The organism is Plantibacter sp. T3 (genome assembly GCF_902506515.1).
GTDB classification, from domain to species: Bacteria; Actinomycetota; Actinomycetes; order Actinomycetales; family Microbacteriaceae; genus Plantibacter; species Plantibacter auratus.
Genome location: NZ_LR733286.1, coordinates 1,168,791 through 1,188,217, shown reverse-complemented (window position 1 = coordinate 1,188,217; position 19,427 = coordinate 1,168,791). Strand labels below are relative to the sequence as shown.

The window sequence follows — 19,427 nt, the reverse complement described above, 5'->3', positions numbered from 1 at the left end:
ACCCGGCAGGTGTCACACGCCTCCTCCGTTACCCGGCGCTCATCACCTCATCGCACCAGGCCGTTCGCCACATCGACTCGCCGTGACAACACCTGGCCCGGCCATGCGTCAGCCCCGTCGCCGACCATGAACGTCACGTCACGCTCGTAGCCAGCGGCCTCATAGAAGCGGACGAGATCCCCCGAGCCACCCGCGTAGCAGTCGACCCGCATGCGACCGACCCCGGCGGTCTGCGCGCGCTCCTCGGCGAATGCCAGCAAGCGGCGACCGGTGCCTTTCACGCGTGGATCGCGCGAGCCGATCAACACGCGGACGTAGACCTCCGGCTCGGTGGCGGCCGGCACGTACTCGAGCGCCTCGCCCAGCACGAGCGCTCCGCAAACCCCGACCGTGGGATGCTCGGCGACCCAGGCATCGGATGAGGCACACCACTGCTCGACACGCGTGATCCAGCGCTCCTGCCCAGATGCAGGTTCGGTACCCCACTGCCGCGTGTTGCCGATCCGCACGAACCATGCGATTGCTGCATCGAAGAGCGCCAGCACTGCGCCTGCGTCCGCCGGAACGGCCCGACGGATCTTCAGCTGCACCCGATCGCCCATGCTCGACGCAGGCTCCAACCCACCCGTCATCGAGCTTTCCCAAAACGCTTCGACATGTCGCCTGCTCTCTCCATCCGATGCCAGGTTGGCATGAGTCTCCCACGGGACGCCAACACCGCCGGGGTTTGAGCCGGCTCATCGCCGTGCGCCGGAGGTCGCCGGCACACCGAGCGGACTCGACGAGCTCGGGTCAGTCTGTCGAGCGTCGAAGGATGACCCACCAGATGAGCCCGGCGAGGCCGATCACAAAGAACACCGCACTGAGAATGTAGCCTTCAGCGCTACCTCCCCCCATGGCCGTGGTGACTGAAACGAGGAACGCTGGCAGCAGTCCGAGGACAGTGATCCAAGCGGCGATCCGACGCTGCAGCATGCGCCTGCGCGTGGTGGTCATGAGTGGCCCCTCCGGTGTTCGTTCGAGCATCCGTGTCAGACGTCTCCGCTGGACGATCCTCTCATCAACGCGCTCAGCTGTGCGTCGTGTTCGCGCGCATCTCCTCGACGGTCATCTCGGGCGCGCCGCCGGCGGCCGCCTCCGGGTCCATCCAGACGAGGTCCCAGTGGTGGCCGTCGAGGTCGTCGAAGCTCTTCGAGTACATGAAGCCATGGTCCTGTTCGCCGGCAGGCGTAGCCCCGCTCGCGATGGCCTTCTCGACAATCGAATCGACGTCGGCTCTGCTCTCGGCGCTGAGAGCGAGCTGCACCTCGGTGGACGTGGTGGCGTCGATGATCGACTTGCTCGTGAACTCCGCGAAGAACTCCCGCGTGAGCAGCATCGCCGTGATCGTGTCACTGATGACCACGCTGATCGCGTTCTCGTCGCTGAACCCCTCGTTGATCGAGTACCCGAGCGCCTCGAAGAACACCCGTGACCGGTGCAGGTCGCTGACGGGAAGGTTGACGAAGATCGTGGTGGACATCGGGGCCGTCTCTCTCGAGGGTGCCGGCGGCCCGTTGCCGTCGATCGTTTTCGAATCATGACGAGGATGGTCGACGACGTCAAGAGTCATCCGACGCGAAGCGGCTTGAGCAGCGCACGCCTGTGGTCACGACGAACCGTCCGCGCATGGATTCACGCCCCCATGTGGCGGACAGCAGCCACCGACAGTGTCGGCCGGTCAGCCGGTGGCGACGAAGGCCCGACCGTCCGTGGACACCGTCACCGGCTCCGGGCCCGGAGAGACGAACACCGCTGTCCCGCGCTCGAGCACGACGGTGTCCGCACCCTGTTCCACCCGCGCCGTACCACCGGTCACGAGGATCACCGCCGCCTGGCCGCGAGCAAGGTCGGTCGCCGTCCCGGGATCGATCCGGACGAGCCGGAAATCGTCGACCGGCACCGGGTACATGACCCCACCGCCGGTTCGCACGATCGGCTCGACGAACGGGACCGGCGACGGTTCGAAATCGAGAACCGCGAGAAGCTCCGGGACGTCGACGTGTTTCGGCGTCAGTCCGCCGCGAAGCACGTTGTCACTCGAGGCCATGACCTCGACCCCGAAGCCGGAGAGGTAGGCGTGGATGTTGCCCGCGGGCAGGAACAACGCCTCACCCTCCCGCAGCGTCACGAGGTTGAGGAGCGCCGCGACGACGATGCCGGGGTCCCCCGGGTACTCTTCGGCGAGCTGCAGGATGAGCTCGCGCTCGGCCAACCAGCGCGATCGACGGTCGGCGTCCGGGACCGCTCCGCTGCCGGTGCCGACACCGGCGGCCGTCACCAGGGCGGCGACCACGCCGGGCGTCCGTCGTTCGAGCACCGCTCGCACCGTCGGTTCCAGACCGGCGTCACGGAGCTCCGCATCGAACGCCTCGAGCACCATCCGGTCACGCCCCTCGACGTAGGCGGACAGGTGCAGGAGGATTGCGCGCGACTCCTCGACCGCCCGGAATCCGCAGAGGGCGCGGAAGCCGTCCTGCAGGGCGACGATGATCTCCGGCTTGTGCCAGGCGTCCTTGTAGTTCCGATGCGGTGCATCCAGCGGCACGCCGCGGCGGTCCTCGTCCGCGAACCCCGCCCTGGCCCGGTCGGGCGTGGGGTGGACCTGGAGGGAGAGCGGCCTCGCGGCGGCCAACAGCTTCACCAGGAACGGCATCCTGGAGCGCCCACCGAGAGCCGCGTCGGGGTCCGACGCGATCCAGTCGTTGAGGCTGTCGGGACGACCGTGACCCGGCTCGACGAACTCGGTCACGCTGCCAGGGTGTGCCCCGAGCCAGAGCTCCGCCTGGGGCGAACCGTCGGCGGGCACCCCCAGCAGCTCCGGGATGGCCGTCGTCGACCCCCAGGCGTACCGCTTGGGGTCGCTGGTGATGCGGTGCAGCGCCATCAGAGAGCCCGCCGTCGACCGCGGACCAGCAGCAGACCACCCGTCGCGAGCAGCGCGAACGCGCCGACGATCCAGGGCGTGGCGTCCAGGCCGGTGCGGGCGAGGTCGTCCGTCGGCGCCACCGGGTCAGCGCCGTCAGACCCACCCGGCTGTCCCGTGCCCGGTTCCGGCTCCACCGCCGCGACCGTCGTGACGACGTCGTCGACCAGCAGGGTGCCTGCCCCCTCACCACCGAGGTAGAACCCGATCTGGGTGACGGAGGTCGGGTCGAACGCCGCCTCGCCGGCCCAGGCCGGTGGGGCGAAGGCCGAGAACGGGATCTCGATCAGCTGCCAACCCTCGCCCTCGATGGGCGCGACCGTCTCCCAGTACGTCCCACGCGTCACGAACTGGACGGTGACGTCGTCGCCCGGTGTCCCCTGCACCCAGAGCTGGAGCCCGGTGTAGCCCCACCAGTCCTGCGGTGTCTGGAAGGTGCGGACGACGCCGGCATAGCCGGGACCGGCGAGGTCGTACGCGGCCGACATCGCGTTCGTGCCGGTGTCGGGGTTCGGCGTGAGCGTCGGTGTCACGGCGCCGCCCCCGGTGTTCCGCACGTAGGCAGCCTGCAAGGCGGCGTCATCGGCGTACGACTCGAAGTCCTCGACGACGAGCGGTTCGCTCGGCAGCGCCTTCATGAGGAAGTCCGCCGCTCCCGTGCTCGAGGCGGTCGTCCCGGCTCCGTTGACCGCGGTGACCGACCACCAGTACCGCTGTCCCGGCGTGAGGGAGACCGTCGGGGTGACCGAGGGGGTTCCGACACCGTCGACGACGACGACCGGGTTTCCGAGGTCGGCCTGCGCGGCGAGCGTGAAGCGGTAGTAGGCCGCACCGGCCGCCGACTCCCAGGTGAAGGTCGGCGTCGCGGTCACATCGACGGTGCCGGGCGCCGGTGAGACGGATGCGAACGCCGCCGGCGGCCCGCTCGGAGCGTCCACCGCCGACCAGATGGTGGCCCGCGACACGGTCGCGTCGGCGGCGAGGGTCACCCGGAGGTACGGCCCCGCCAGATCGCGAGCGATCACCGTGCCGCCGGGTCCGACCTCGGCCGCGGCGGTCACCCAGGCTGAACCGTCAGCGCTGGACTCGACCACGACCGATCCGGAGACGATGAACGACGCCGCCGAGAGTCGGTCCTGTTTCCAGGTGACGCTGGCTCCATCGGAGGCGGCGACCACGCTCGTCCCATCTGCGCGTGGAACGATCGTCGCACCGTCGTGCGCCTCGGTGAGCAGCCAGGACTCGAGCGGGTCGACGAGCACGCGGGTGTCGGTCTCGGTCATGACCGGGTCCGACAGCGCCGCGTCGGCCCCGGCCCCGTCGATCGCGACGACGCGGTAGACCGCTCCCGTCGGCGAGGCGAAGTCCGTCGCGGACCCGGCATCGGCCCGGAGCGCGCCGGTGTCGACCGCGGTCCACGAGATCCCGTCGAGCGAGCGTTCGAGCCGGTACGAGACCGCGCCGCCGGCCCCGCGCCATCGGACGGTGTTGATGCCGTCCGCGCGGTCGACCGCTGTGATGAGCGGTGTCCCGACGGCGGGAGCAGCCGGCACGGCACCGATCGCAGCGGCATAGGCGGTGATCGCGGAGACCCGGGCGCGCTCGGCATCGGTCGCACCGGGTGCATGGATCGTGAACCCGTCGTCGTGCGGGACGAGCCCACCACGGTCGCTGTTGCCGAACAGCGACCAGAACAGCATGCCGGTCACGTTCGGGTCGGCGACGAGCGGTTCGAGCAACGCCGGGCTCGCAGCAGTGGAGGCGTACTCGCCGGCCAGGTAGACCTTGCCCGCGGCGGTGACCGTGGCCGCGTCCGCGGACACGCGTGCGGCGGTGGGCGGGTAGTAGTGCACATCGACGATGTCGAGCCCCGGCGCCGAGAGCGTGTCCGGGTCGATGTCGAATCGACGACCGGCCGCGACGAGCTGCTGCGGGGCGCGTTCCTTGATGAACGCGACCTGCCGGTCGATCCACGGCGCGGTCATCCCCTCCAACTCGTTCCCGAGCTCCCACGCCATGATCGTCGGGTCCTCGGTGTACCGGACGCCGGTGAGCGCGTTCGTCCGCTGCAGGATCGCGTCGACGTAGGCCTGGTACGCGGCGATCGGCCGCTCGTCGGTGTAGAAGTCGGCCGACGTCAGCCCGTACGGGGTCGTGAAGTCGCGATGCCCGCCGTGGTAGTACTCCCACTCGTCGGTGAGCGGGAGCACCAGCCGGATGCCGAGCTTGCCGGCGTACGCGACGGCGAAGTCGATCGTCGCGAACGCCTCGTCGTTCATCTGCCCGAGGGCCGGCATGATCGCCAGGGGGTTCGCACCGTCCTGGCCCGTCGAGGTCATCATGTGCGTCCGCACGACGGTCGAACCCATCCTGGCCGCCGCATCGAGGGTGTCAGCGATGCGGAACGCAGTCGGGTAGTCGACCCCGCCCACGTTCTCGTCCAGACCGAGCCAGTAGATGTTCGGACCGCTGAAGCGGAAGGTTTCGCCGTCGAGCACGAGGCGGGAGCCGTCACGCTCGACGAACGAGGTGTTGAGCGAGGTCCAGTCGGCCGGGGCGGCAGCTGCCGGCGCCGCGAGCGCCGGGAGCAGTGCGGCGGTGACGGCCGCCGCGAGCATGCCGGCGGCGAGGCGGCCGCTCGTGTCGCGGTGCGATGGGCGGGGGTCGGGGGTGCGATTCATCGTGCCAGGCTCCTTCGTCTGGGATGGTGCATCGGGTCGAGCGGTGGGAGGCCGAGTGCCTCCGGTCGGTGGATGAGTGCTGCGGCGCCGAGGATCGGACCCGCGCCGTCGAGAGCGGAACCGGTCACGACGAGGCCGGCCGCGTAGTCGAGGACGATGGCGTCCTGCACCGCGGCACGGACGAGGTCGAGATAGTCGGTGCTGACGGCGGTGAACCCGCCGCCGACGGCGACCGCCTCCAGGTCGAGCAGGGTCGCGGCACTCGCGATCGCCTGTCCGACCGCGGTGGCCGAACGGACGACGGCGGACCGCGCGACGGGATCCCCCGCCGAGGCGTCGACGGCGAGCTCCTCGCCGGTGCGGCCGTCCCAGCCGTGGGCCCGCGCCCAGGCGACGCTCCGTGGTCCGGAGGCGATGCGCTCGAGCGTCGCGTCGTCGGCGGACTCTCCAGGTACGCGCGAGGCGATCTGCACCTGACCGATGTGGCCGGCGTTGCCGCTCCGGCCGGCGATCAACCGCCCGTGCAGGATGATCCCGCCGCCGACACCGGTCGAGACGATCATCGCCATCGAGTTCTCGGTGCCGCGGGTCGCTCCGAGCCAGTGCTCCGCGAGCGCGATGCAGGTCCCGTCGAGACGGACCACCACCGGGGCGTCCGGTAACAGCCGCGCGACGTGTGTCCGGAGGTCGAAGCCGTGCAGTCGCGGGAGGTTCTTCGGGCTCACGGTGCCGCGGCCGAGGTCGACGGGACCCGCCGAACCGATGCCGACGCCGACGAGCGCGGAACCGTCCGGCAGGTGCGCGATCGAGGCGAGGACCACTCGGTCGACGGCGTCTTCCAGTGCACGGCGCCCTGCATCGGGCCCCGTCGGCGCCCGATGCGCGCTGCCGTCGACCACGACGCCCTCGGCCGTGACGAGCGCGGCCTCCACTTTGGTGCCGCCGAGGTCGACCGCGAGCGCGACCGACCCCGACGGATCCCGCTCGGCGGTCATGTCCGCCAGGGTCACCGTGCCCAGTCCTCGACCAGCTGGTTCGCGGTGCGCACGACCCGGGTCGACAGGAGCTCGTCCTCGCCGAGTTCCACCTCGGTCCGCACGTGGAACGTCACGCGCTCTCCCGGCAGGAGGGTCACGAGCTGGTCGTCGACGACGGCGGCCGGGTCCAGCTTGTCGACGAGCAGCGTGAGGTCGCGAAGGAACGACTCGGCCGTGATGGTCACGGCGTAACCGTCCTCCTGGCGGGCGACCTCGGCGCTGAACCGAGGGGCGGGGATCGTTGAATCACGTGCCTCGGCGAAGGACCAGAAGCCGCGTTCCGCCCCGACTGTGGCGACGAGCACTTCATCGGGTGCCGAGCCCGCGACCGCGACCGCTTCGGGGATCTCGACGAGCGTCGAGGAGCGTCGGTCCAGGTCGACCGGGACGCGCACCGAGGCGAGTTCGGTCCCGTCGAACCGGAGGCGCCGGATGACGAGGTCGTCCGCCCAGGCGTCCGGGCCGTCGTTGAGCACGGCGACCACGAGGGACTCCCCTCGCGGCTGCACGGTCACGAGCCGGTCGGCGTAGACGTGTCGCAAGGCGTAGAGCAGCGGCTTCGCGCGCTCGTCGCCGTCGACGGCCGCCCAGGACGTGACGGGCCAGCAGTCGTTCAGCTGCCAGACGATCGACCCCATGCAGCGTGGGCTCCACGACCGGAAGTGCTCGATCGCGACGGTCACGGCGTTGGCCTGGTTGAGCGACATCGCCCAGTGCCAGTCCTCGGTGTCGTCCGGCAGCGGCAGGTGCGCGACGAGTCCGTCGGTCAGTTTGTCGTTCCCGTCCGTCGCCTTCTGGTGGTGGATCATGCCGGGCGACTCCGGCGTGAGCGGGGAGTCCGAGATGGCTCGATCGATCGTCGACCACGTCGCCGGCCCCTGCCAACCGAACTCGGCCACGAAGCGCGGCGAGACGTCGCGGTAGGCGGGGTAGTCGACGCGGTTCCACAGCTCCCAGAGGTGCACTGATCCGTGGTCCGGATCGTTGGCCGGGATGTCCGGCGTTCCCGACCATGGGCTGCCCGCGGTGTAGTTGCCGGCCGGGTCGAGCTCGGCGACGAGCCGTGGCAGCAGATCGAGGTAGTAGCCCATGCCCCACGTGCGGCCCTGGACACGCTTCTCCCAGCCCCACTCCTCGAAGCCCCAGATGTTCTCGTTGTTGCCGTTCCACAGCACGAGGCTCGCGTGCGGCATGATGCGCGTGATGTTGTCGCGCGCCTCCGCCTCGACCTCGCTCCACAGCGGCTCCTCCTCGGCATAGGCCGCGCAGGCGAAGAGGAAGTCCTGCCAGACCATGATCCCGCGCTCGTCGCAGAGCTCGTAGAAGTCGTCGGACTCGTAGTAGCCGCCGCCCCAGATACGGAGCAGGTTGAGGTTCGCAAACTCGGCCTGGTCCATCCGGCGCGCGAGCCGTGCGCGATCCACGCGGGTCACGAAGGCGTCATCGGGGATCCAGTTGGCGCCTCGCACCCAGACGGCCTCGCCGTTCACGACGAAGCGGAACGAGGTGCCCTCCGCGTCGGGTTCGAGTTCGACGGCGACGGTCCGGAACCCGATCCGCTTCGACCACTCGCCGAGGCGTGCCTCGTCCTGCCTGAGCACGACGTCGAGGTCGTACAGTGGCTGCTCGCCGTACCCGCGCGGCCACCACAGTTCGGCATCCGCGACGGTGAGCTCGACCACGGCGGTGTCGGCACCGGCCGCGAGGACGACATCAGTGCTCGCATCGGCGACCGTCGCTGTGAGCGCGAGGGGCGCGTCACCGTCGCCGGCGCGTTCCACGTCGACGTGCATGGCGACCCGGCCCTCGCCGCCGTCGACGGTCACGACCGGACGCACCGAGGCGAGCCGGGCCGTCGACCACGACTGCAGGCTCACGGGCTTCCAGAGCCCTGACGAAGCGGCGTCCAGTCCCCAGTCCCAGCCGAAGTTGCACGCGGCCTTGCGGATGGCGTTGAACGGGTGGGAGTAGGTGTGGGGGCGGTAGCCGATCTCGAGGCTGGCCAGGTCGGCAGCCGCGACGGGCGAGGCGAAGTGCACGACCAGCTCGTTCTCACCCTCGCGCAGGACGGCACCGACGTCGATGCGGTAGGTGCGGTGCTGGTTCCGCGTGGTCGCGACGACCGAGCCGTTCACGGTCACCGTCGCCACGGTGTCGAGTCCCTCGAACACGAGGTCGTGCCGCTCGTGGCCGTCCGGCTCCCACGTGAAGGTGGTGCGGTACTCCCAGTCCGTCGATCCGATCCACGTCACGAGGTGCTCGTTGCGGTCGAGGAAGGGGTCGGGGATGAGCCCGGCGTCGAGGAGGTCCGTGTGCACGAGGCCGGGCACCGTCGCGGGCACGCTCGTCCCGACGAATGCCTCGGGGATCGCGCCACCGACCGCACGCAGACTCCACCCCTCGTGCAGGAGGCGGGTGGTCAGGGGACGGACGGTGGCGGTGTCGATGATGCTCACTTGGTTGCTCCAGAGGTCAGGCCGTTGTAGATGTATCGCTGCAGGAAGAGGAAGGCGACGAGCGTCGGGATGATCACGAGGATCGTCCCGGCCGCGATGATCTGCCACTGGGCGCCGAACGGTCCCATGAACCGGAACAGCGAGGTGGAGATCACCCCCAGGTCCTGCGACGGCATGTACAGGAAGGGGATGTAGAACTCGTTGTAGATGGCGATGCCCTTGATGATGACCACCGTCGCGACAGCGGGCTTCAGCAGCGGGAGGATGATGCGCCAGTAGATCGTGAAGCGGTTCGCGCCGTCGAGCATCGCGGCCTCGTCGAGGGAGACGGGAATCGACTGCATGAACTGCAGGAAGATGTAGATCGCGACGATGTCGGTCCCCATGAAGAGCAGGATCGCGGCGCCACGGGTGTTGAACAGCTCGAGTGCGGACACCACCTGGAACGTGGCCACCTGGGTCGTGACCGACGGCACGAGCGTCGCCAGGAGGAACAGGCCCATGACGAGCTTCCGTCCGCGGAAGCGGAACCGGTCGAGTGCGTAGGCCGACATGGTGCCGATCAGGATGGTCCCGGCGACGGACACGAGCAGGATGATCGCGGTGTTGAGGAAGCCGGTGACCATGCCGCCCTGGTCGAAGGCGACGACGAAGTTGTCGAAGTTGAACCAGTTCGACGGCGGGGTGAGGGGACCGGTCGTCCGCTGTTCGCGGTCGGTCTTGAACGCGAGCATGAAGATCGTGGCCAGGGGGACCACCGCGAAGAGGCTCGCGATGATGAGCGAGGCGTACTTGATCGTCGTCGCGGTGAGGGCGGCGGCACCCTGTGGGCGCTTCGGCCCGCGCCGCGTCCGTCGCAGTGCGCGTCGGGGCTCGGGTGTGGCAGCGGAGACCGGTCGGTCGGCGGTGGCGGTCACGATTCGCCTCCCTTCTCGTCGGGGAAGACCCGGCGTTGGACGAAGGTGATGATCAGGACGATCAGCAGCAGGACGACGGCCATCGCGGACGCCAAACCCACCTTCGAGAACTTGAAGGCCGTGTTCACCGTCTGGATCACGAAGGTCTCGGAGCCGTTGGCACCGCCGGTCATGACGTACGGCATCTCGAAGGCGGACAGTGCTCCGGCGATGGCCAGGATGAACGAGAGGCCGAGGATGCGCCGGATGCTCGGCAGGATGATGAAGCGGAACTTGTGCCACGAGTTGGCGCCGTCGAGGTCCGCGGCCTCGTACTGCTCGGACGGGACCGACTGGATCGCACCGAGGAACAGGACGAAGTTGAGGCCCATGTACCGCCAGACGGACGTGGCGGCGAGGGAGGCGTTCACGAACGAGGGGTCGCCGAGCCACTGCGGGGTGTCCTGCATGCCGACCGCCGCGAGGAGGGCGTCGAGGGTGCCGCCTGGGCGGAGGAAGTAGAGGAAGACCAGCCCGATCGCGACCCCGTTGATGAGGTAGGGGAAGAAGATGACGCCCTTGAAGAGGTTCTTGAAGCGGGTGCGGAAGCTCAACAGCGTGGCGAGGTACAGCGCCAGGACGAGCTGGGCGACGGCCCCGACGAGGTAGTACAGGCTCACGAAGAAGACCTGGAAGATCTCCGGCTTCGTGAAGATCTGCACGAAGTTGTCGATGCCGACGAACTCCTGCTCGGGTTCGAGTCCGTCCCACGAGGTGAGGCTGTACCAGAACATGTTCGCGACCGGCACGTAGGTGAGCACGATCAGGAAGGCGAGCGGCACCACGAGGAAGAGCCAGGGGGTGACACGCGACCCGGTGGCCTTCGGGGGTCTGCCCGGGCGCAGGGTGCGCGGCGGGCGTGGATGGTTCGTCACCACCGCTCGGGTGGCGGGTGACGCTCCCTGGACTGTGACCATGCTGGTTGCCTTCTTCGCTGCGCGGGGTGGAGGACACCCGGGCCCGCCGTGGGGACGGGCCCGGGTGTCGATCGGATGGGTGCTACTCGGCGACGTCCGCGCGGGCGGCCGCCCAGCGATCGTTGAGGTCGGCGAAGGCGCTCTCCTTGTCGCCGTCGGCTGCGCCGCGGGCGATGTCGATGAGCTTCTGGCGGTAGGTGTTGCCGAAGAGGTCGATCTCGGCGGCGTTGGCGATGTCGTTGATCACGGCCTCCTTGCCCACCGGGTCCGGAGCGAGCTCCAGGTAGGTGACGCCGAGATCGGAGAAGTCGGCCAGCGTGTCGGGTGCCGGGTCGCTGATGACGGGGCTGATGGCACCCTGGCTCGCGGCGAATCCGGACTCGTTCGTGAACCAGTCGATCCAGGCCTTCGCGGTCGCCTTGTTCTTCGAGTACTTGCTGACCGCCAGGAACTTGTCGGAGGCGGTGACGGAGGTGAAGCCGTCGTCGGTCTTCCACGGCATCGGCCAGAAGCCGATCACGTCGCGGGGCTCGCCGGCCTTCTCGGCCGCGTCCTGCATCTGCGAGACGGCCCAGGAGCCGAGCACCATCGAGCTGATCTCACCGGAGGCGAGGAGGTTCTTCGACTCCTCCCAGTTGGTGGTGGTGGGGTCCGGCTCGCTCAGGCCGGCGGCGACGGTGTCGAAGAGGAGACCGTCGATGTTGTACTGGTCGTTGCCCTCGGTCCAGGGGCTGTCGGTCGCGATCATCTCGGTGCGGACCTTCGGGCCCTGCACGGCTCCGAGGTTGCCCTCGAGCGTCGCGAGCGGCCAGCCGTCCTTGTAGTTCGTGTAGTACGGGATCGAGCCGGTCGCCTTGATCTTCTCGAGTGCGGCGAGGTACTCCTCCTCAGTGGCCGGAGGCTCGGTGATCCCGGCCTTGGTCCACACGTCGCGGTTGAAGACGTAGCCCATGGCGGAACCGAAGGTCGAGACGCCGTAGGCCGTGCCGTCGAAGGAGGCCTCGTTCGCGAAGCGGTAGGTCTTGGACTGCTCGTCGGTGCTGCCGAGCGGCTCGAAGAAGTTCGCGTACTGGTCCTTGGTGACGTTCGACGAGGGGATGAGGAGCACGTCGCCGTAGTCCTTCGAGTTGAGCCGGATCTTGGCATCGCCCTCGTAGTCGGTCAGAGCCTCGAACTTGACGGTGGTGCCGGGGTACTGCTTCTCGAACTCGGTCGCGTAGTCCTTGAAGGTGGTGTCGACGAGGTCGGTGCGGTTCGTGAGGACGGTGATCTCGCCGCTCGGGTCGCCGTCGTCGTTGGCGGCGCCACCGGAGCAGCCGCTGAGGACGAGTGCCGCGGCCGCAGCCGTTGCGGCGAGGCCGATGATCGGTCTCCGGGACATGGGAACTCCTTCGTTCATGGGGGCGAAGGGCCGGGTCGCCTCGTCGCTCGCTGTCCAGCATCGTCTGCCGTCTCACGCCCGTCAAGACTAAACATTATTAATTTATATAACAAATCGATCACAGGGAATCCACCTCACTCGCGCCCTCGAAACTTCAAGCGACGGGGACGGGACCCGAGGTGGAGCGCTCGATGACCACGGCGTGCGGCGCTTCCCGTGTGGTACCTGGGCGACCCGCCAACAGCTCGAGCAGCTCCTCGCCCGCCATCTCGCCGATGCGTTGCACGTCGTGGCTGAGCGCCGACATCGGCGGGTCCGACAGCTGGCATTGCGCCGAATCGTCCCACGCCACGATCGACAGGTCGTCGGGCACCCGCAACCCGGCCTCCTGCACCGCCTGCAGCCCGCCGAGCGCCATCACGTCGCTGTCGAAGACGACCGCCGTCGGTCTGGGCTCTCGGGCGAGCAGCGTCTGCATGGCCTGGTAGCCGGACGTCCGCGAGTAATCGCCGCCGATCGAGACCGTGTCCACGTCGGGCAGGTCGGAGGCGAGGGTGAACGCCTCCATCCGGGACAGCGTGTGGGTGAGCTCGCGCGGACCCGTGACGTGCGCGAGACGCCGGTGCCCGAGCGAGACGAGGTGGTCGACGGCCTCGTGCATCGTGACCGCGTCGTTGGTCCAGACCGCCGGGAGCCCCTGAGCCGTCGTCGGAGCGCCGATCACGATCGCCGGGATCGCGGACCGCTCGACGAAGGCCACCCGCTCGTCGTCGTCGATGAGGTCCACGAGGATGACGGCGCTCACCGTTCCGTCCTGCTGCCAGCGCCCGAGCTGCAGCAGCTCCTCCTCCCGCGTCGGCAGCACGCGGAGCAACACGGACAGGCCGTGCGGGCGGACGACGCGATCGATGCCGGCGATGAGCTCGTGGTAGAACGGCTCCGCGCCGTAGATCTCCGAGGCCCGGAACAGCGTGAGGCCGATCGGCCGGGGCTGCGCGATAGTCTGTTCGGCATCGAGACCCATCGGGACGCGGCCTTTCGTGAGGAGTGGTCGTGTGGCCCTCACACTACGCGCTCGAAGATCGCCGGGAGGGACAGTTGGCCAGACGTGAGTCCGTGCAGTCGGGTCCCGGCAGCCAGGCGCTCATCGTCGACCTCATCCGCTCGGCCGGCACCATCAGCCGCACCGAGCTCACCGAGGCGACGGGTCTGACCCAGCCGTCGATCTCCAACATCGTCCGCCGCCTCATCGAGGACGGACTCGTCCGCGAGACCGGTCGGGCCGCGCCCCGCGGAGGCAAGCCGCGGACCCTCCTCGAGATCAACGCGAGCGCCAAGTACGCCGTCGGGGTCCAGCTCGGATTCGAGTCGATCACGCTCGTCGCCACCGACGTCCGCGGCGGCGTCGTCGGCCGACAGCTCGTCGACGGCGCAGGCTCGGCCACGCCGGAGCAGGTGACCGACCGACTCGTCACGCTCTACCGCGACTTCGTCGCCGGCGTCGGGCTCGCGGCCCCGTCGATCGCGGGCGTCGCCGTCGTCGCTCCCGGTCCGATCGCCCAACTCGGCGGTGTCCTCCTCGGTCCGCCCACGCTCGTACGCTGGGACGACTTCCCCCTGCAGCAGGCGTTGCAGGAGAGCCTCGACGTTCCGGTGGTCGTCGACAACGACGCTGCCGCAGCGGCGGTCGGCGAGTTCTGGAGTCGCCAGGTGTCGCGCACGGAGTCCTTCGCGTGCGTCTACATGGGCACCGGGATCGGCGCAGGAATGGTGCTGGGCGGTGCGCTCTATCGTGGTTCGAGCTCCAACGCCGGTGAGCTGGGTCACATCAGCATCGAGGTCGACGGCGTCCCCTGCCACTGCGGGAACCGCGGATGCCTGGAGCGCTACGCGGCACCGGCAGCCGTGATGGCGGCGGCTGAGGCCTCGCGGGATCGCCTCGACGGACTCGGGCTCGGCTTCGCACCGGAGACGCTCAGCCGCGACTTCGACCAGCTCGCCCGAGCCGCCGTCAGCGGCCATGACGTGGCGCTCGACCTGATCCAGAACTCGGCCGACCGGGTCGCCGCGGCCACGGTGACACTCGCGAACCTGCTCGACCTCGATCGGCTCGTCCTCGCCGGCCCTGGCATGGCGGTGGCCGGTTCGCTCTACGCCCGCGCGATCCGCGAACGTCTCGAGCAGCGGTTCTTCGCCCGGCGGGCCCACCCGATCGTGGTCGAGCTCTCCGCCAACCCGCGCGACGCGGCAGCGATCGGCGCCGCGTCGCTGGTCCTACAAGGCACGATCGCCCCGGGACACGGGCCGGCGCTCACACGCTGAGTCGCCGGTTCGACGACGGCCCGGCCTCCCAGCTCGTTCAGGAGGTCGCCCCGACGGCCGCGCCATCGTAGCGGGCGCGGACCGACGAGGTCACGGCATCCCGCCTACGGCAGGACCACTTCGCCCTGATTGAACACCCGCGGATGGAAGTACGCGTTCTGGATCTCGGCGTTGGAGTTGTTGCCACGCAGTTGCTCCGACCAGATCATGAAGTACGACCAACGCGTCTGCGACTGCAGGAGGTTCGCATCCGGCGCCTTCCCCAACTCCGCGATCGCGATCGGCTTCGTACCGGCGATCGTCTGCATCTGCTGGTAGTCGGCCGCGCTCGGATAGTTCTTGTACCAGACGTCGAGTGAGACCACGTCGACGTAGGAGTTCCCCGGGTAGTAGTTCGCCCACCCTCCCGCCGGGTTGTCCTGCACGTTCCACACCCAGATGAGGTTGTCGAGCCCCTGTGAGTCGAAGTAGTCACGCATCTGCTGGAAGATCTTCGCCCCGCCGTTCGCTCCCGATCGGCCGCCCCACCAGTTCCAGGTCTCGTTCATCTCATGGAAGGGCCGGAAGAGGACCGGGACTCCGGCGTCCTTGAGCTGCCGCAGATATGGGACGACCTCGGCCATCCGCTGCCGCCAGGTGGTGTTGAGAGCGGTGCCGCCCGTGACGATCTGCGTGAACTGCGCGTTGGTGATCTGCGTCTTGACACCGCCGTCGAACTCACAGGTCGAGGGGCCGGTCGGTGAGCATGCATGCCACGTCAACGCGACGAGCGAACCGTTCGCCCACTCGGTCTTCGCCTGATCGATCACTCGCTGACGGTTGGCCGCGTCCTGCGCTCGGAACATCAGGTCACCGCCCCAGAGACCGGGATACTGACCGGTGATGTCCTTCATTTGCTGGGTGTACTGGCCCGGCGCACTCGCGGGCTCCTTGTTGTGCTGGCCCGACACGACGTTCGAGCCGGTGATCGAACGGAGGTACTGGATCACCGACGCTTTCGTCTTGGCCGGGAACGCCTCAGCGGGTGCCGGTTGCCCGACCGCCGCTCCTGCCAAGCCGAGCACGAGCGCGGTGGCGAGCGCCAGTCGTCCGGCACGAACATGTGATTTCATCATCGTCTCCTCCCCGCGCTTCCTCGTTGAAGCGGCGGTCCCAACAGGCTCCCCTGTCTTCCTTCAGAGGTCAAGAACTTTCATGACTAATTAATCAAAGTCGTCATCAGGTCAGCACAACGATGACGAGGTCCACGAGCGCCCGCAGGCGGAGGTCGAGAGCTGAGGCCGCCACCCCGGCGCCCAGCTGCAGCCGCACGGACCCGTGAACGTCGCGCTGGTGACGGCGACCGTCAGCCGCCGGATCTACTCGATCCAGGCGGCAGCGACACCACGCTCGACGAGTCGTCGCCATCCGGAAGGCGCTCTCGGGTCGTGACTCGCCGTGCCCGCCATCCACAACACCGCCATGAGGTCTTCGGTCGTGAAGTCCTGGGAGAGGACACCGGCGGCGTGCGCATCCTCGATGAGTTCCGCCCCCAAGGCCGTTGACCGATCGCAGGCGTTGATGAGCGCCGTTGCGTCGGGGAACCGCCGGAGCATCGCGTCGTTGAGGGCCGGATCGCTGAGCTGCAGGTCGATCATGCAGGTGACGAACCTCTCCAGCCGCGCTCGCGGAGTCGGCTCCGCCATGGTCCATTCTTTGACCGCAAGGAGCTTCTCCCCCACGACCGCGGGGATGACGGCATCGATCAACTGATCGCGCGACCCCACTCGGTTGTAGAGCGTGCCGATGCTCACCCCGGCTGCTTTCGCGATGTCCTCCAACGGAGCGGACAGACCTCGATCCGAGAACACCGCCAGCGCCGCAGCGTGCAGTTTCTCGACGTTCGACTGAGCATCGCGACGCAGACTCCGTTCCGCGGTCATGCCGGCTCCTATGGATATTGAGGGTGGTCTCAAGTTATGCTCGAGCTTGTTTGAGGACACCCTCAACTTAGCTCAACGACGCAACGCCCCACGAACCCGTGGGATTCGAAAGGACACATCATGCCGCTCATCACCATCATCGGAGCCGGCCCAGGCCTCGGCCTCGAGATCGCCCGCGCCTTCGGACGCAGGGGCTTCGACGTCGCGCTGGTCGCACGTACGCAGTCCAAGCTCGACTCGCTCGCCCAGACCCTCGCGGGCGAAGGCATCACCGCTCACGGGTTCGCTGCCGATGTGAGCCGACCGGACACCGTCACCGCCGCCCTGCGTTCGATCACGGACACGCTCGGCCCGATCGACGTGCTCGAGTTCTCGCCCGCAGACCCGTCCCACACGCCCGTCGACGTCCTCGAGGTGACGACGGAGAACCTGCAACCACAGATCGACTTCTATCTCGGGGGCGCGCTCGCCGCCGTCGGGGCAGTGCTGCCGGACATGATCGCAGCAGGCAAGGGGACCGTCCTCATCACGACCGGCGGCGGATCCATCAGCCCCATGCCCTTCCTCGGCAACGTGAACATCGCCGCAGCGGGACTTCGCAACTGGGCCCTCAACCTGCACAACGCACTGCAACCGAAGGGCGTCTACGTCGCACACCTGGGCATCACCGCACTCATCGGAGGCGGCCACCCCGACGCCGAGCCCGAGGTCATCGCGGAGGCCCTGGCGCAGTTGCACGACGAGCGTCAGCAGGCCGAGCTGCACTACGTCGCCTACAACGGCTGACCCGCAGGCTTCGCAAGGGAGACGTCATGAAGCTGATCATCTTCGGTGCCACCGGGCGCACCGGTATCCACCTGGTCGAACAGGCACTCGCCGCCGGGCATGACGTGGTGGCGTTCATCCGCAATCCGGCGAAGCTCGACCTGCGCCACGACCGACTACGGGTCGTGCAGGGCGAGCTGACCGACGCGGTCGCCGTTGAGGACGTCGTCCGCGGTGCCGAAGCCGTCCTGGCCACCCTGACTCCACAGATCGTCGGCGGGTCCAAGGACATGCCCGTCGCAGCCGGAACGCGCAACATCGTGGCCGCGATGCGCACGCACGGGGTCCGCCGACTCGTCTTCAGTTGGGGGCCGAGCATTCTGATCCCCCGCAGCCCGCTGATGCGGGCATTGAGCAGAGCGAGCTACAGCCTGCTCAGGTTGGGGCCCGAGTCCACCGAGGTGGGCGAGGCCATTCGCGGCTCTGATCGCGACTGGACGACCGTGGTCGTCACGATGCCTCACGACAAGCCCGGAACGGGAACGGTCAGGGTGCGCACCGCGAGCGGATCCGGCGACCGGGTCCGTTTGCGCATCGCTCGCACCGACCTCGCCCGGTTCATGCTCGCCCAGGCCGATGACCTGCGATACGCCCAGCAGGAGCTCCGGATCAGCAACTGACAACGCTGCTCCATGCCCCGCCGTCGGCGATCCCGACATCGGGCCGTGGTGGCCCGGAGCGTGCGGGCCACCACGCCGCTCAGCGAGGCAGTGGTCGCAGCTGGTCCTCGGTCACGGGGAAGGACACCTCGTAGTAGAGCTGCGTGGCGGTCATGTCGCCCCAGTCATCCTTCTTCACCCGAATCCCGGCGGTCGAGACCTCGGCGATACGAACCCGCAACCAGGAGCCGTCCTCCAGACGAAGCTCGTGCGGGTCGGCGAGATAGCCCATGCCGATCTCGTCGAGCACCTCCTCGGCATGGAACCAGTCCAGCGCATCGGTTCGCTGACGGCCCAGGAGATCGATGACGACGAACCCCTCACCGACAGGCTTCATCCACCCCAGCCGCTCTCGGTCCTCCGAGCGCCGATGTTCGATCCAGTCCGGTTCCATGCAGCGAGCGTAACGGCCATCCAGGAACAACGCCTGACGGATGACTGACCGAACGCCAGCCCACCAACAGCACGAGGGGGCCGACTCGAAAGCCGACCCCCTCGTGCGTCGTACGACGACGAGCGATCAGTGCTCGTCGTAGTGCTCGCCGTGCGCCGCGTGCTGGTGGCCGTCGTGAACGTAGTCGACGTGACCGTCGTGGTCGACGGCGTCGTGACCGCACGCCGCACCGTGCTCGTGGTCGGCGACGGTGTGCTCGGCGACGCTCTCGTGCTCGTCGTAGTGACCGTCGTGCAGAGCGTGGTGGTGCGTGCCGTGCACGTAGTCGGTGTGGTCGTCGTGCTGGACGGCTTCGTGGCCGCAGTCCGTTCCGTGCTCGTGCTCGGTGACGGAGTGCTCGGCGTGGATGTCAGTCGTGCTCATGATTGCCTTTCGAAGGAAGAGATCGGGTGTCGCGACGGGCGGCGACGCGTCATCAGTACATCTCATTCATAAGCGAATTGCAATACATGCAGCTAATCGATAGTGGTTCTCGCTATCCCTCGAGGGCGTGCTGCACGGCATCGTCGACGATGTGCGAGACGTGCACGTCAGCGACGTCGTAGTGCGCCTCTCGGCCGATCCGCTGCACCGAGACCAGGCCGGCTGATCGCAGCGTCCGCAGGTGCTGCGAGACCAACGGCTGCGACAACTGACTCTGTTCCGCGAGCTGACCGACCGTGGACGTGCCGGCGGCCAGGATGCGCAGCAACCGCAACCGCGAGGAGGAGGACAGGGCCTTGAACAACTCGGCAGCGGGTTCGAGATCCTCGTTCATCTGTATATATAAGCAGATGTGAATGCATCAGGATCGCCTGAATCCTCGAAGACCCCGTTCGACGTCCACCCGATGGATCATCACTCTGACGATTA

The 19,427-nt window shown here is 68.3% G+C and carries 19 protein-coding genes; 3 read left to right on the top strand and 16 right to left on the bottom strand.

What is annotated here, in order from left to right; genetic code table 11:
- Positions 1–47: 47 nt before the first annotated feature.
- The 11 genes from GV015_RS05795 to GV015_RS05745 form a co-directional block, all read right to left on the bottom strand.
- Positions 48–590, bottom strand: a complete 543-nt coding sequence (locus GV015_RS05795; protein WP_201299363.1) for a GNAT family N-acetyltransferase — start codon at positions 588–590, stop codon at positions 48–50.
- A gap of 202 nt (positions 591–792) precedes the next feature.
- Positions 793–996 carry a hypothetical protein gene (locus GV015_RS05790; protein WP_159877247.1) on the bottom strand — a complete coding sequence of 68 codons (204 nt, stop codon included), beginning with the start codon at positions 994–996 and terminating at the stop codon, positions 793–795.
- 73 nt (positions 997–1,069) lie between these two features.
- Complete coding sequence (locus GV015_RS05785) at positions 1,070–1,522, bottom strand: VOC family protein (RefSeq protein ID WP_159877245.1); 453 nt, start codon at positions 1,520–1,522, stop codon at positions 1,070–1,072.
- Between the two features lie 198 nt (positions 1,523–1,720).
- Positions 1,721–2,926: a mannose-6-phosphate isomerase, class I gene (gene manA, locus GV015_RS05780; protein ID WP_159877243.1), complete on the bottom strand. Its 1,206-nt coding sequence runs from the start codon at positions 2,924–2,926 to the stop codon at positions 1,721–1,723.
- Entirely contained in the window at positions 2,926–5,646 is a 2,721-nt protein-coding gene (locus GV015_RS05775) for a CIA30 family protein (protein WP_159877241.1), read from the bottom strand. Before GV015_RS05775 ends, manA begins: the two co-directional genes overlap by 1 nt.
- Entirely contained in the window at positions 5,643–6,641 is a 999-nt protein-coding gene (locus GV015_RS05770) for an ROK family protein (RefSeq protein WP_159877239.1), read from the bottom strand. The genes GV015_RS05775 and GV015_RS05770 overlap by 4 nt, the downstream gene beginning before the upstream one ends.
- An 11-nt stretch (positions 6,642–6,652) precedes the next feature.
- Positions 6,653–9,139 (bottom strand): glycosyl hydrolase 2 galactose-binding domain-containing protein, encoded by a 2,487-nt coding sequence (locus GV015_RS05765; protein WP_236555345.1) that lies wholly within the window; start codon positions 9,137–9,139, stop codon positions 6,653–6,655.
- Positions 9,136–10,056, bottom strand: a complete 921-nt coding sequence (locus GV015_RS05760; RefSeq protein ID WP_236555343.1) for a carbohydrate ABC transporter permease — start codon at positions 10,054–10,056, stop codon at positions 9,136–9,138. Before GV015_RS05760 ends, GV015_RS05765 begins: the two co-directional genes overlap by 4 nt.
- Positions 10,053–11,012, bottom strand: coding sequence for a carbohydrate ABC transporter permease (locus GV015_RS05755; protein ID WP_159877237.1), 960 nt, complete (start codon positions 11,010–11,012; stop codon positions 10,053–10,055). The genes GV015_RS05760 and GV015_RS05755 overlap by 4 nt, the downstream gene beginning before the upstream one ends.
- 82 nt (positions 11,013–11,094) lie before the next feature.
- Entirely contained in the window at positions 11,095–12,393 is a 1,299-nt protein-coding gene (locus GV015_RS05750; RefSeq protein ID WP_159877235.1) for an ABC transporter substrate-binding protein, read from the bottom strand.
- Positions 12,394–12,547: 154 nt separating this feature from the next.
- Entirely contained in the window at positions 12,548–13,417 is an 870-nt protein-coding gene (locus GV015_RS05745) for a LacI family DNA-binding transcriptional regulator (RefSeq protein ID WP_138946119.1), read from the bottom strand.
- Positions 13,418–13,446: 29 nt separating this feature from the next.
- On the opposite strand from GV015_RS05745, the gene GV015_RS05740 reads away from it, so the two are divergent.
- Complete coding sequence (locus GV015_RS05740) at positions 13,447–14,715, top strand: ROK family transcriptional regulator (RefSeq protein WP_236555341.1); 1,269 nt, start codon at positions 13,447–13,449, stop codon at positions 14,713–14,715.
- 104 nt (positions 14,716–14,819) lie between these two features.
- Here the strand turns inward: GV015_RS05740 and GV015_RS05735 are convergent, their stop codons facing one another.
- Both GV015_RS05735 and GV015_RS05730 read right to left on the bottom strand, forming a co-directional pair.
- Complete coding sequence (locus GV015_RS05735) at positions 14,820–15,827, bottom strand: glycosyl hydrolase (RefSeq protein ID WP_201299362.1); 1,008 nt, start codon at positions 15,825–15,827, stop codon at positions 14,820–14,822.
- A gap of 246 nt (positions 15,828–16,073) precedes the next feature.
- Complete coding sequence (locus GV015_RS05730) at positions 16,074–16,637, bottom strand: TetR/AcrR family transcriptional regulator (protein ID WP_159877231.1); 564 nt, start codon at positions 16,635–16,637, stop codon at positions 16,074–16,076.
- A gap of 120 nt (positions 16,638–16,757) precedes the next feature.
- Here GV015_RS05730 and GV015_RS05725 point away from each other — a divergent pair, with 120 nt between their 5' ends.
- Positions 16,758–17,423, top strand: a complete 666-nt coding sequence (locus tag GV015_RS05725; protein WP_159877229.1) for an SDR family oxidoreductase — start codon at positions 16,758–16,760, stop codon at positions 17,421–17,423.
- Positions 17,424–17,449: 26 nt separating this feature from the next.
- A complete protein-coding gene (locus tag GV015_RS05720) occupies positions 17,450–18,082 on the top strand; it encodes an NAD(P)-dependent oxidoreductase (RefSeq protein WP_159877227.1) in 633 nt (210 codons plus the stop codon).
- 79 nt (positions 18,083–18,161) lie between these two features.
- Here the strand turns inward: GV015_RS05720 and GV015_RS05715 are convergent, their stop codons facing one another.
- The 3 genes from GV015_RS05715 to GV015_RS05705 all read right to left on the bottom strand — a co-directional run bounded on the left by GV015_RS05715 (position 18,162) and on the right by GV015_RS05705 (position 19,332).
- A complete protein-coding gene (locus GV015_RS05715; RefSeq protein WP_159877225.1) occupies positions 18,162–18,515 on the bottom strand; it encodes a hypothetical protein in 354 nt (117 codons plus the stop codon).
- Positions 18,516–18,641: 126 nt separating this feature from the next.
- On the bottom strand, positions 18,642–18,938 hold the full coding sequence (locus GV015_RS19160) for a hypothetical protein (protein ID WP_079704758.1): 297 nt from the start codon (positions 18,936–18,938) through the stop codon (positions 18,642–18,644).
- A 112-nt stretch (positions 18,939–19,050) separates the two neighbouring features.
- Positions 19,051–19,332 carry a helix-turn-helix transcriptional regulator gene (locus tag GV015_RS05705; RefSeq protein WP_079704757.1) on the bottom strand — a complete coding sequence of 94 codons (282 nt, stop codon included), beginning with the start codon at positions 19,330–19,332 and terminating at the stop codon, positions 19,051–19,053.
- Positions 19,333–19,427: the final 95 nt, after the last annotated feature.